This is a genomic window from Massilia sp. LMS1-1-1.1 (genome assembly GCF_040815535.1).
GTDB classification, from domain to species: Bacteria; Pseudomonadota; Gammaproteobacteria; order Burkholderiales; family Burkholderiaceae_D; genus Janthinobacterium; species Janthinobacterium aestuarii.
Map to the genome: position 1 here is coordinate 1 of NZ_JBFPNG010000017.1, position 611 is coordinate 611.

Annotated in this window: 1 rRNA gene; it reads left to right on the top strand. The window is 51.9% G+C overall.

Features of this window, described 5'->3' with window-relative positions:
• Positions 1-18 precede the first annotated feature (18 nt).
• A 16S ribosomal RNA gene (locus MRBLMS1_RS14950) occupies positions 19-611 on the top strand; the annotation flags it as partial.

Genomic DNA, 611 nt, shown 5'->3' on the forward strand with positions numbered 1-611 from the left:
GGCAAAGTAACAGAGATTAAACTGAAGAGTTTGATCCTGGCTCAGATTGAACGCTGGCGGCATGCCTTACACATGCAAGTCGAACGGCAGCACGGAGCTTGCTCTGGTGGCGAGTGGCGAACGGGTGAGTAATATATCGGAACGTACCCTGGAGTGGGGGATAACGTAGCGAAAGTTACGCTAATACCGCATACGATCTAAGGATGAAAGTGGGGGATCGCAAGACCTCATGCTCGTGGAGCGGCCGATATCTGATTAGCTAGTTGGTAGGGTAAAAGCCTACCAAGGCATCGATCAGTAGCTGGTCTGAGAGGACGACCAGCCACACTGGAACTGAGACACGGTCCAGACTCCTACGGGAGGCAGCAGTGGGGAATTTTGGACAATGGGCGAAAGCCTGATCCAGCAATGCCGCGTGAGTGAAGAAGGCCTTCGGGTTGTAAAGCTCTTTTGTCAGGGAAGAAACGGTGAAAGCTAATATCTTTTGCTAATGACGGTACCTGAAGAATAAGCACCGGCTAACTACGTGCCAGCAGCCGCGGTAATACGTAGGGTGCAAGCGTTAATCGGAATTACTGGGCGTAAAGCGTGCGCAGGCGGTTTTGTAAGTC